At 43.1% G+C, this 12586-nt stretch carries 12 protein-coding genes; 6 read left to right on the top strand and 6 right to left on the bottom strand.

Translation table 11 applies throughout. The features are described 5' to 3' along the window. The first annotated feature begins 158 nt into the window (after nucleotides 1–158). Nucleotides 159–1505: a PhoH family protein gene (locus LZF95_RS24305; protein ID WP_233757973.1), complete on the top strand. Its 1347-nt coding sequence runs from the start codon at nucleotides 159–161 to the stop codon at nucleotides 1503–1505. A 706-nt stretch (nucleotides 1506–2211) separates the two neighbouring features. Then, on the top strand, nucleotides 2212–2433 hold the full coding sequence (locus LZF95_RS24300; RefSeq protein WP_233757972.1) for a hypothetical protein: 222 nt from the start codon (nucleotides 2212–2214) through the stop codon (nucleotides 2431–2433). Nucleotides 2434–2532: 99 nt separating this feature from the next. On the opposite strand, the gene LZF95_RS24295 is transcribed toward LZF95_RS24300, so the two are convergent. The 6 genes from LZF95_RS24295 to LZF95_RS24270 form a co-directional block, all read right to left on the bottom strand. Then, entirely contained in the window at nucleotides 2533–3288 is a 756-nt protein-coding gene (locus tag LZF95_RS24295) for a LytTR family DNA-binding domain-containing protein (protein WP_233757971.1), read from the bottom strand. A gap of 292 nt (nucleotides 3289–3580) precedes the next feature. Beyond that, nucleotides 3581–4315, bottom strand: a complete 735-nt coding sequence (locus LZF95_RS24290; RefSeq protein ID WP_233757970.1) for a LytTR family DNA-binding domain-containing protein — start codon at nucleotides 4313–4315, stop codon at nucleotides 3581–3583. A gap of 14 nt (nucleotides 4316–4329) precedes the next feature. After that, on the bottom strand, nucleotides 4330–5382 hold the full coding sequence (locus LZF95_RS24285; RefSeq protein ID WP_233757969.1) for a sensor histidine kinase: 1053 nt from the start codon (nucleotides 5380–5382) through the stop codon (nucleotides 4330–4332). Between the two features lie 80 nt (nucleotides 5383–5462). After that, nucleotides 5463–8294 carry an excinuclease ABC subunit UvrA gene (gene uvrA / locus LZF95_RS24280; RefSeq protein ID WP_233757968.1) on the bottom strand — a complete coding sequence of 944 codons (2832 nt, stop codon included), beginning with the start codon at nucleotides 8292–8294 and terminating at the stop codon, nucleotides 5463–5465. Nucleotides 8295–8474: 180 nt separating this feature from the next. Continuing rightward, nucleotides 8475–9413, bottom strand: a complete 939-nt coding sequence (locus LZF95_RS24275) for a lytic transglycosylase domain-containing protein (RefSeq protein WP_233757967.1) — start codon at nucleotides 9411–9413, stop codon at nucleotides 8475–8477. 42 nt (nucleotides 9414–9455) lie between these two features. Next, nucleotides 9456–10178, bottom strand: a complete 723-nt coding sequence (locus LZF95_RS24270; RefSeq protein ID WP_233757966.1) for a TIGR00730 family Rossman fold protein — start codon at nucleotides 10176–10178, stop codon at nucleotides 9456–9458. A gap of 171 nt (nucleotides 10179–10349) precedes the next feature. On the opposite strand from LZF95_RS24270, the gene LZF95_RS24265 reads away from it, so the two are divergent. From LZF95_RS24265 to LZF95_RS24250, 4 genes are all read left to right on the top strand, one after another. Further along, on the top strand, nucleotides 10350–10949 hold the full coding sequence (locus LZF95_RS24265) for a YkgJ family cysteine cluster protein (protein ID WP_233757965.1): 600 nt from the start codon (nucleotides 10350–10352) through the stop codon (nucleotides 10947–10949). A 69-nt stretch (nucleotides 10950–11018) separates the two neighbouring features. After that, complete coding sequence (locus LZF95_RS24260) at nucleotides 11019–11384, top strand: phage holin family protein (RefSeq protein ID WP_233757964.1); 366 nt, start codon at nucleotides 11019–11021, stop codon at nucleotides 11382–11384. After that, nucleotides 11381–11764 carry a hypothetical protein gene (locus LZF95_RS24255; RefSeq protein WP_233757963.1) on the top strand — a complete coding sequence of 128 codons (384 nt, stop codon included), beginning with the start codon at nucleotides 11381–11383 and terminating at the stop codon, nucleotides 11762–11764. Before LZF95_RS24260 ends, LZF95_RS24255 begins: the two co-directional genes overlap by 4 nt. Then, nucleotides 11736–12515: a geranylgeranylglyceryl/heptaprenylglyceryl phosphate synthase gene (locus tag LZF95_RS24250; RefSeq protein ID WP_233757962.1), complete on the top strand. Its 780-nt coding sequence runs from the start codon at nucleotides 11736–11738 to the stop codon at nucleotides 12513–12515. Before LZF95_RS24255 ends, LZF95_RS24250 begins: the two co-directional genes overlap by 29 nt. The last annotated feature ends 71 nt before the right edge of the window (nucleotides 12516–12586 follow it).

Here is a 12586-nt window from a genome sequence, read left to right as displayed (position 1 = left end):
GGGCAGAACGGTGGATTTTGCCCTTTTTTTATTGGATTGATAGTCAAAGCTATAGATAATAGTCCTAGTTATTTAACCATAAATTCTCATTGAAACTTTGTCATTAGCCCAAATATTTTTCTAAATTAAATCACATAGTACCACTACACTACCTGCGCATGCCTAGAGCCAAATCCGATAAAGATCGGAAAATCTTCGTGCTGGATACTTCAGTAATCCTATACGCACACAACTCCATTATGAACTTTGCCGAGCACGATGTGGTCATTCCGATCACGGTGCTGGAGGAACTTGATCAATTCAAGAAAGGCAATGATACCAAGAATTTTGAAGCCCGGGAATTTATCCGATTGCTGGACAAGCTCTCCCAGGATCATATGATCCATGAGTGGACTCCGCTGAATGGAAAGACCAAGGGCAATTTTAGGGTGCTGATGAATCCCGAGAATCAAATCAATGCCAATGAAATATTCGGAGAGGAGAAAAATGACCACAAGATTCTAAACTGTGCCTTGCACCTCAAACAGCACGAGAAAGGCAGAAAAGTAATTTTGGTCAGTAAGGATATCAATCTTAGACTAAAGGCCAAATCTATTGATTTACTTGCCGAAGATTACGAGACAGGTAAGATCAAGAATATCACCGAGCTCGAAAACACCGGGAAGTATATTTTAGACAATATAGATCCGACGCATATTGATAAACTTTTTGAGCAAGGCTATGTAGAGGCAAAGGCTGTCCTGGGGACACGAAAAAGAAAGTCCAATGCTTATTATATTCTAAAAAGCGACAAGAATTCGGTTTTAGCCTATTATAATTCCGAAGAAAGTATTCTTGAGCGGGTTGACAAGAAACTGGCCTATAATATCAAACCAAGAAATGCGGAGCAGACGTTTGCCCTTCATGCGATCACCAATCCAAACATACGTTTGGTTTCTATCCAAGGAGTAGCCGGGACAGGAAAGACATTATTGGCACTGGCGGGAGCACTGGAGCAACGAAGAGAGTATAAGCAGATTTACTTGGCTAGGCCGATTGTACCCTTAAGCAATAAGGACATCGGATATCTGCCGGGAGATATCAAATCCAAACTGAATCCCTACATGGAGCCACTGTGGGATAATCTGAAATTCATCCAAAACCAATACAAGGAAACCGACAAGGAATTTCAGAAAATCACAGAGCTGGTAAACCAGGAAAAACTGGTGATCCAACCACTGGCCTATATCCGTGGACGCTCACTTTCGAATATTTTCTTCATAGTAGATGAGGCGCAAAACCTTACCCCGCACGAGATCAAGACGATTATCTCAAGAGCGGGTGAGAATACGAAGATCGTGTTTACCGGGGATGTTTTCCAGATCGATACCCCGTATTTGGATTCCCAGTCCAATGGTTTGTCGTATTTGATTGATCGTGTGAAGGATCACCCACTCTATGCACATATCAAACTTGAGAAAGGGGAAAGGTCTGAGTTGGCGAATCTTGCGAATGAGCTTTTATAGAGATATCAACTTATATAGTAAAAATGCTCCAAATGGAGCGTTTTTGCTATTGGATTAAGGAGGGGGCCTTTTAAGAACAGTTAGGAAAGCAATATGCTTTTTTATTCTTAATCTCTTTCTTTAACCTAGAATTCAGACAGGACAGCGTTTCGAATGAAATTTCGGGGAATTGGTGGTCACTACAAAAGAATTCCACCTATTCTGAATTATACATCAATGATAGAGAATTAGTGTTTAATCGTGAATCGTATGACCCCATACCCATAAAATATAAGAGCAGCTTTGACTCAATTTTTATGTACGATTTAAAAAATGAGAAGCTAGCGGCATGGCGAATAATTGATAATTCTGACTCGATCTTACTAGTAGAAAATCAAGAGAGGAGACATAAATTTATAGGTTATACCTATCCAGATCCTATTTTGAGCCATAGAAGGATAGTTTATTCTGGGAAAATTTTGAAGAATATTTCATAAAAAGAGCTTTAAGGAAGAAATAAACCTGCTGGAAACCTTTTTAAAAATTTCGGCTCTTATTGTAACCTACTGGTTTATAAACAAATGTCCATCTCTGGGTTATTGCTGTTCATAACCGTACAGCTCATTTATATGCAATCTACTCAAATGATTGATATTTAACCACTTGTGTTTTTGGGTCACTTTTTGGCATATAGCAGTTATAGAAATTAAACCAACTTATTACTGCCATGATTACTTCACTAGTTACCCAAAAAAACATTTGTGCCGCATTGGGCTTCGTAATGGCAATTACCATTATTTGGAAAGCTAAGGTAGAGACAAGTCTTGCAAGGAATACTGCCCTTATTGAATATACTGAACCAACTTACAATACCGGTACTCCTTTAAATCCTGATGCTGAAAAAGCATTTGAATTCCAAAAATTAGGGACCGATTCCTCGGTCCTTTGATAATCTTATTGGGTAAAAATCCCAAAACGAATACTCGTAAGGGTAGATTTGGTTGATTGGTTAATCGAAAGAGGTGGGTACTTAGCCCACCTTTTTGTTTTAACTCTCCGTGATGGTACTTAGTTTTGCGAGAAAACTATTATAGTACTGTCGCCCGACCTGAACGGTGGCTCCCGAGCGAAGTGTGATTTCCTTGGTATTGAAGCTTTCGATCTGCCCTAGATGTACGATAAATGATTTTTGTACCCGGAGGAAAATCTGGGACGGGAGGATTTCTTCGATTTCCTTCATCGATTTACGGATATTGTAATCTCTCTTTTTGGTGAAAATCGTAACCATGTTGCCATTTGCCTCCACATAGTGGATATCTTCATAAGAAACCCGCTCGAAGGCATTGTCAGCTTTGATGAACACAGCGTCAGCTACCAGATATGGGCTGTCACTTGGGGGACTGACTGCGGTAGTCTCCGTGACTGGCTTGGTACGTTTATTATAGAGCACGATCTCCACTATGGCATGGATATCATTGGTATTAAACGGCTTTACTATAAATCCCGCCGGATTTATTCTTTTAGCTCTTTCGATTATTGTTGGATCGGAATAGGATGTCACATACACCAGTGGAGCATCCACCATTTGCTTTACGATTTCCCCTAGCTCTATCCCGTCTTTATCGCCTTTCAGCTTGATATCCATGAATATCAGATCAGGGCGGTTTTTCTTAATGATTTTTATGCACTGGTTTGCAGAATTGGCAATATCTGTATTGACGTATCCCAGGAGTTCTAATATTTCCTGAATATTCTCTGCTATGCTGATATCGTCTTCGACGATTAATATCCGCTCTTCTTTCATAAGATATTGGCAGATGTGCGTTTATGGTGAAAACTATAATTTCAAACTGTATTTAGCAATTTACTCTCTATTTACAGAAAATATAAATGAAATCAAATGCTTTTTACTATATATGAAATTAAACATATCAGATATATGCCAGACAGAGTGACTCAGGTGGGACATCACTCTCACGTATCGTGAATGATTATAAATCCTTAGAAATTTCCCCTTAACAAGCCCTGCCAGCACAGACGGATTCGTGACAGACAGGCTATAGGGTCATCAAAAATCAATTATTAACGCCTTAAACTTAAAGGCTCATCATTTCCTTGAATCTGGCAGCTTGCCTTCTACTCACCTCTATTCTGTCCCCACCCCGTAGCGTGACCACCAGACCTCCGTTAAACCAAGGTTCTATTCCCTCTACCCAGCCTAGATTGATGATGTGCTTTCTGCTGGCCCGGAAAAATGATTTCTCGTCCAGTCGTTCATCCAATGCATTTAGGGATTTGTGGATCATTGGCTTAAAGTTGTCAAAGTAAACCTTGATGTAATTGCCGTCAGATTCAAATAGGCGTACGTTAGAAAGCCTGACAAACCAGCATCTATCCCCATCCTTGACAAATACCTGGTCATCTAAGGTCAGTTTCTTTTGGTTGTTGGGAGACTGGGAATCTTCACTTTTGGTAAATCCGTCTATCTTGCCCTGCAATTTTATCAGAGCCTCTTCCAATCGCTTAGGCTCGATTGGTTTTAGAAGATAATCCAGCGCATTTACCTGAAAAGCTTTCAACGCATATTCGTCATAAGCGGTGGTAAAGATCACGTGAGGGACGTTATCCAATTCCTCCAGCAGGTCGAATCCTGTTTTTTCGGGCATTTGGATATCAAGAAAAATAACGTCTGGATTCAATTGTTCTATTTTATCCTTGGCATCATCTACGTTTACTGCCTCGCCGACTACTTCTACGCTTTCTAGTTGATTTAAGAGGTTGATCAGCTCTTTTCTGGCTAATCTTTCATCATCAATTACAATGGCTCGCATGTTTGTTGAGTTTGTTATTCAAATGTAACTTTTTGTTTCGGGATTTTTATTTCGGTGATCACGAAGTGCATCCCGGAGTTGAAGATACGGAAGCTTGCTTTATCCCCATAGATCAACTTTAGTCTTTGGACAGTATTGCTGAGTCCATGACCTTGCTCATCATCAGCATTTAAGGATGGCTGATGGGTAAGTTGCCCACTATTTTTGACCTGGATGTACAGGTCATCATGTAGTCCTTCCCGGCACTTTATTTCGATCACACCTCCTTTGACGAGGTTTGAGACCCCGTGTTTGATGCCATTTTCCACGATGGTCTGCAGCATCATGGGCGGTATTTTATAGCTATAGGATTCATCTTCGATGTGGTACACCACCTTCAGCCTTTCTTCAAACCTGATAGCTTCGAGTTCTAAATAATCCTTTACGGTATTTAGTTCCTCTCCAAATTCTATTGTCTGCTTCTTGTCCATCATCAGGGAAAAGCGAAGCATATTGGAGATCCTGGTAATAGCTGTTTTTGCTTTGCTGGGATCTTCGTCCACAAGCGCTCTGACACTATTGAGCGCATTGAAAATAAAATGGGGATTGAGCTGGCTTTTTAGGTGATTTAGCCTGATTTCATTGATTTTTGCCTCGTACTTCAGGGTAGAATTATAATTGTCCAGGAAGTGGACCAGAAAGTACATCAAAAACCAAAGCGCATATAACAATATGGCCTGCAGTAGATTGGCAAGGATCAATAAAATTTTGAAATCCTCTGCCGGATTCAGCGTGCCAAAAGCAATGTTGATGAATATCTGGGCTACAATGTTGACGAAAGACAGGGCAATGATTGCCAGGAAAGACTGGAATAAAAGCTGCGGAATACTGAGTTTGAACCAATTGTAGGTCTTGACTATATAGCGTAAAAAATGTGTGGAAATAAGATTGGTGGCAGCCAGAACTATAAAGGCCCAGATCTGCACAGAGGTAACTCCACTTGAAAGAGAGGCCAGGAAAATACTCACCATGGCAAATCCACCCCATCCTATAATCTGCAGCAACCAGTATAGCCTTATTCTGTTCATAATCGCCCAAAGATAAATAACACAGTTGTCCGCTTCGGTTTATTTTGATAAAAGGGGCATACTTTTGATTATTACCCTTGTTAGCTATTTAATTCCATTTTGAGAAATTTACCGGTATAGCTCTCTTTGGTAGCTGCGATTTTCTCCGGGGTCCCCTGTACTACGATTTTTCCGCCTTTATTTCCCCCTTCAGGGCCTAAGTCCACGATATAGTCGGCCATTTTGATCACGTCCATATTGTGCTCTATAATCAGGACAGTATTTCCCTTGGCAACTAAGCCATCTACCACGAGCATCAATAGTTCTATATCCTGGAAATGCAGTCCCGTGGTGGGCTCATCAAGTATATAAAATGTCTTTCCGGTATCTTTTTTAGAAAGTTCAGTGGCCAACTTGACCCGCTGGGCTTCGCCTCCAGAGAGTGTGGTGGCATGCTGCCCAAGGGTAATGTATCCTAGACCTACATCGTTCAATGTTTTAATCTTTCTGAGGATTTTTGGCATCTTGTCGAAAAACTCCACGGCCTGCTCCACCGTCATGTCCAGTACATCAGAAATGGACTTCCCCTTATACCTGATCTCCAATGTTTCTCTGTTGTAACGCTTGCCTTTGCAGGTTTCGCAAGGTACATGTACATCAGGCAGAAAATCCATCTCTATCAGCTTCATTCCTGCTCCTTCACAGTCCTCACATCTTCCTCCCTTGACATTAAAAGAAAACCTGCCTGGCTTATATCCCCTGATTTTAGCCTCAGGCAGCTCGGTAAATAGTGCCCTGATATCAGAAAACACACCGGTGTAGGTGGCAGGATTGGAGCGTGGAGTTCTGCCTATAGGAGATTGATCCACTTCTATTACCTTGTCCAAATGTTCCAGGCCATCTACACTTTTATAGGGCATAGGGTTTTTCTTGGAGTGGTAGATATGCTGGTTCAGGATTGGGTAAAGTGTCTCATGAATAAGTGTGCTTTTACCGCTTCCGGAGACTCCAGTGATACAGATCAGTGTACCCAATGGCAGGTGAAGATCTATATTTTTAAGGTTATTGCCGCTAGCGCCTTTAATTACAAGTGATTTCTCTTTGCCTTTCCGGCGTACTATTGGCACAGGCAGACCAATTCTTCCTGCCAGATACTTGGCTGTAACCCCATCTGTCTTTAGAATCTCAGCTGGTTTTCCTTCCGATACGATATTTCCACCATGCCTCCCGGCACCAGGCCCCATATCCAACAGATAGTCGGCGGCAAGCATCATGTCCTTGTCATGCTCTACCACCAAAACAGAGTTTCCCAGATCACGCAAACTCTGAAGCGCCTGAATCAGTTTTTCGTTGTCTCGTTGGTGCAGGCCTATACTCGGTTCATCCAAGATATATAATACCCCTACTAGCTGGGTCCCAATCTGCGTAGCCAGTCTGATCCGCTGTGCCTCGCCCCCCGAAAGTGTCCTTAGCGGGCGGTTAAGTGACAGGTAATCCAGACCTATATCGAGGAGAAAACCTATTCTTTTTCGGATCTCCTTGAGGACTTCCATTGCAATCACATTTTGCTTTTCAGAGAGCCTGTCTTCCAATCCTACAAACCACTCGCCCAACGAACGCACATCCATCATAGCTAATTGTCCGATGTGGGTATTGTCAATTTTAATGTGTAAGGCCTCCTTCTTAAGCCTATACCCATGGCAGTCCGGACAAGTCTGAGTGATCGTAAATTCACTTACCCAATCCTGTATTTTATCTGAGCTTCCTTCTTGATACTTCTTTAGGAAATTGATTATTCCCTCAAAGGTGGTGTGCCACTTGGTACCCGGATGCTTTACAGAATCTACAGCCACCTCTATTTTATCGCCGTTAAGGAGTATCTCCACTACCTGTTCAGGGAGCTTTCCTATAGGCGTACTCATGCTGCACTTATAGTGCTTCAGTATAGCTTCTATTTTCTTGAAAATCCAGATGTCCCGGTATTCCCCAAGAGGAGCAATGCCACCCCGGGTGATGCTGAGGGTTGGGTCTGGGATGATGCTTTCCCGGGTGATTTCCTCTGTAATCCCAAGTCCATTACATGTAGGACAGGCTCCGTATGGGCTATTGAAGGAAAATGTATTTGGTGCAGGTTCTTCATAAGAAAGTCCTGTCTCTGGATCCATGAGGTATTTGGAAAAATGGTGGATCTCCCCTGCTTCATCCCGGATCATGATCACTCCTTTTCCATGCTGAAGCGCAGATTTAAGGGATTGTGTGATCCTAAAACGATCTGATTCCTCGGCTACTATTCTGTCGATGACAATTTCAATATCGTGGATCTTGTATCGGTCCACCTGCATTTTGGGAACCATCTCCATCACTACGCCATCGACGCGTACCTTGGAAAATCCCATTTTTCGAACCTGCTCAAAAAGCTCCCGATAATGGCCTTTTCTTCCTTTCACCACAGGAGCCAGGATATAGAGCTTCTGGTTTAGAAAATTTGTGAACAGTAGATCGATGATCTGGTCTTCAGTCTGCCGGACCATTTTACTGCCTGTGAGATAGGAATAGGCCTCCCCTGCCCTGGCATACAACAGACGCATGAAATCATAGATTTCGGTCACAGTGCCGACGGTGGAGCGTGGGTTTTTGGACGTGGTCTTCTGCTCAATAGCTATTACCGGGGACAGTCCGTTGATCTTATCCACATCAGGACGTTCCATACCGCCCAGAAACGAACGTGCGTAGGCCGAGAACGATTCCATGTATCTACGCTGTCCTTCGGCGTAGATCGTATCAAATGCCAGGGAGCTTTTGCCGCTACCACTCAGACCCGTGATCACCACAAGTTTATTGCGGGGAATCTTCAGATCCAGGTTATTTAGATTATGCTCTCGGGCTCCAAAAATCTCTATGTATTCTTCCTGTACTGGAGTGACTTGGCTCATATAATCGACGGGCAATTTTAATCGGCAAAGGTAGGGATTTTCAGCCGGACAAATTAGTAAACTTCAAAGAGTAAAACCCCAGAAGACAAGATTGGTTCATGCTTGGTCTAAGTGGAATGCTGGGGAGATAAGACATCCTCGTTAAAACATATCGATTGCATACATCACACATCCGAAAAATCACTTAGGCAGTACTATTTCATAGGTGTTGCCGCGCTTTACATTCAGATCCTTATCCCGGAGCCAGGGGTTGTACAATTTCAAATCCTTGTAGGTACTGCCATGCTGCCTGGCCCATGCCGGCAGATTTTTGATGTCAGCATCTACCTTAATTGATTTAAGAGGTGGATAGGTATAGTAATCTGAATCTTTGAGGTAATAGCCGAATTCCCCGGGATTTTCAAAGATTACCTTGAATGCAAGAATCCTGAATAAATACCTGCTCGTCTCATCATTTAGATACAGATGATAGTAATTATCGACAAACTGGTCTTCTTGTCTCCTAGAAAACCCGGCTTGTCCCATATTATAACTAGCTGCAACCGCTGTCCAGTCTCCGAATCTGGCGTACGCCTTATGGAAATACTTGGAGGCAGCATAAGTGGCTTTTTGAAGATGATAACGCTCATCCACATCTTTGGAAATTTCCAGACCATATTCTTTGCCTGTGGATTCCAGGATCTGCCAAAACCCTTTTGCCCCGGCAGGAGAGGCTACGTTCATAAGCGCGGATTCCGCCATTGCCAGGTACTTGAAATCATCCGGTATGCCGTTTTCCTTGAGCAGGTTTTCTATTTCGGGAAGAAACTTCCCGGATCGTTTCATGAGCAGGATCATATTGGATTGCCAGTAGGCATTCACGTAGATTTCACGCTCCAGACGTTCTCTTACATCTCCCAGTTCGAGGGGGACAGGTTCACCGGCAAAGCCCAACTGCTCAGGCAAATCAAAAAGTCTGACCGTATCCCTAACGGGACTCGGCATGCTTTGCAGGATCTGCACATTTGCTACCCCTGGTTCTACCTGTATTTCTTGAGGACTTCTCCATAGTATATGGGCCACGGATGCCAGACAGATAATTACCAGGACATAAAGAAGTACTAGGTGGAATTTATTCATCTACAATTAAGAGGGTTGAAAGACCGGATCAGGTCAAAATAATCAGAAATTAGGGCTAAGCAGGTATTTGTTGTAAAAGTCGTCGATAACTTTCACTGCCTCAGTGGCATCCTCCACCACAGCAAATAGATCTAGATCATCTTCATTGATGTATCGGTGAGAAAGCAGTGTTTTTCTGATCCAATCCACCAGTCCAGCCCAGTAATCCTTCCCCACCAGTACAATCGGGAACTTTCCGATTTTATTGGTCTGAATGAGCGTCAATGCTTCGAAAAATTCATCCATTGTACCGAATCCCCCAGGAAGCACAACAAAGCCTTGGGAATACTTGACAAACATCACTTTACGTACAAAAAAATAATCAAAGGTCATCAACTTGTCACGGTCTATATAAATATTATCAAATTGCTCGAACGGCAAAACGATATTCAAGCCCACGGATTTCCCTCCTTCTGAATGCGCCCCCTTGTTACCAGCTTCCATAATACCCGGCCCTCCGCCTGTGATGACACCATAGCCATGGCGGACAAGCTTGGCTGCGATTTCCTCAGCTACCTTGTAATGCTTATGATCCCTAGGAGTTCTGGCAGAACCAAAAATTGAAACACATGGGCCTATTTTGGCGAGTTTTTCAAAGCCTTCTACAAATTCAGACATTACCTTAAAAATAACCCAGGAATCCGCACTTTTAATCTCACTCCAATCCCGTTCCTTGAAGGCTAACCTGATTTTCTCTTCCGCATTTTGTTCATCTAGATTGCTCATATTCTTCCGTTTATTTAAAGAAAACGATCTATTCCGTGAAATGGCCCGATATTTTTAACTATTCAGATGGCAAAAAGTTAAATCTCTGATTGTCAATATAAAAAAATAATCGTTTATGAGAATCAAACAAGCCTGTCTAGCGTAAATTTGCGGACTATTTGAAAACTAGAGATGAATCTCGCTGAAAAATCTCTGGCTACGCTGAATGTGTTCGGCGAGTTAGAGGCAGAAACAAAGCAATTTGTATCTGAAAGTGGCTTAGGCTGTGTGGCAGGATGTGGATTTTGCTGCGCCAATCCTAAAGTACCTGCCTCCCCATTGGAATTCCTTCCATTGGCCTTTGACCTATATGGGAAAGGATTGGCCGAATCAACGCTGGCCACTCTGGACAGTATGGAAGAGAATGCTAGCTGTGTGATGTATAGGCCGCAATCCGAAGATGGGAAAAAGGGATTTTGTGGCAACCATCCTACACGTGGCATGATTTGCAGGCTATTTGCGGCCTCGGCCCGTAGGACTAAATATGGCAAAAAAGACCTCATTATCTGCAAAGTATTGAAAGAAGAGAAACCCGCCGCATATAACCTTGCCAGTGACCGGATAAATAAAGATATGGACATTCCCCTTGCAACGGCCTTCTATAGCCGCCTGGAGGAGATTGACCAGGCACTCTGCCAACAATTCACCATAAACACCGCCATAGCGTTTGCATTAGAATTGGTTTTGAGGTATAAATTCTACGAAGGGCAGGATGTTGATGTGATTGCATGATTTTTTTGCTCCTGTCAATTGGAGTATATTGTCATGTATTTCAAAGGGAACCTCTCACAAGTTTTAATTATGCTGAAAATCGGAGAAATAATACAGACGTTAAAAGGAATAGTAGAGACCAAAATAGACATGGTCAAGTTAGAAGTTCAGGATCAGGTATCCGGGATACTGACCCGGCTGATCTTCCTGATCCTCATGGGTGGAAGTCTGTTGTTAGTGCTCTTGTTTTTTAGCCTATCACTGGCCTTTTACTTAAGCCAACATTTTGAATCACCACATATGGGTTTCTTGTTAGTGGGATTGTTATACCTGTTGCTTTTGGTGATATTATACTTGCTGCGGGAGAATGATTCCACTGAAGAAAAAATGCAAAGGGGCTTAAAAGGTTTTATTTTTAGAGTACGCATGTTCAAAAAACGCCAGGAGGAAGAATGAAAAAAGACCTGAAACAAAAAGAAAAAGAGCTGGAAGAAACCCTCGCCAGGCAATTTGAGCTTGTCAAAGCCGAATCGGAGGATTGGTTGAAAGTCGGAGGCATAGTGCTGGCAGGGAGTCTGATCGCTCTGGCAGTGGTTCAGAGCCGCAAAAAACGTAAAGACAAGAAAACTGAAGAAGTACTCGCAGTACTTGAAAAAGAAGGACTGTTGACCCGGGAAATCGAAAAAAAACTGACCACGGGTTCTAAATCTTCCTTTTGGCCCAGCATAAGCCAGCGTCTGCTGATTATGGGATTAGCTTTTGCCAAAGAAAAATTTCTCCCGAACTTATTCTCTACGCAGACAGAAAATGCCCAAGCCGAAAAGGAGCGTAAGTAAAATTCTCAAACAGTTTCATCGCAGCGGAAAAAAGGGGCTTGCGTGGCTGGTCGATCCGGACAAAATCCTAAACCACGGGCAGTTTGAAGAGGAGTATGCCTGGATCAAAAATACTAATCTGGATTTAGTATTTGTGGGAGGTAGCCAGCTTAGTCGTGATAATTTCCGCGAAGTAGTAAGTTCGGTAAAGAAGATCGCCGGAGAAATCCCTGTTGTAATCTTTCCCGGGTCACAAATACAGCTTACCGAAGAGGCAGATGCCATTTTATTCCTTTCGCTGATCTCAGGCAGAAATCCTGAGTACCTCATTGGCCGGCAAGTGCTCGCTGCCCCCTTGATCAAAGAGATGCAGCTGCAATCCCTTCCTACCGCTTACATGCTCGTCAATGAAGGGGAGATCACCAGTGTACAGTACGTGAGCCAAACCCTTCCTTTGCCTAATTCAAAGCCTGATCTGGCCAAAGCCACAGCACTTGCCGGACTGTACCTCGGTATGAGGTATTTTTATCTGGATGCAGGAAGTGGGGCTAAATCTCCGGTGTCTGGGCAAGTGATCCGCTCGGTAAAATCCGCCGTCAACAGTCCCCTGATAGTCGGTGGTGGGATCGACTCCGTGGGGAGATTAAAAACAGCCTACCGGAATGGGGCGGATGTAGTGGTGATAGGCAATGCCGTAGAAAAAAAACCGGGGTTTCTGAAGGAAGCCTTGGAAACCAGACAGTTATTGAATTTATCCCTGAACGTTAATTAAGGAGTCCCTTCTTCTCATTCTTCCCGCAGGCACTCCGTACATCATCTTAAATCTTCTGCAGAAATAGGCGG

This window comes from Algoriphagus sp. AGSA1, from assembly GCF_021390545.1.
Taxonomy (GTDB): Bacteria; Bacteroidota; Bacteroidia; order Cytophagales; family Cyclobacteriaceae; genus Algoriphagus.
Note: the sequence above shows the minus strand (reverse complement) of the source record. Positions and strands in the feature narration are given on the sequence as shown.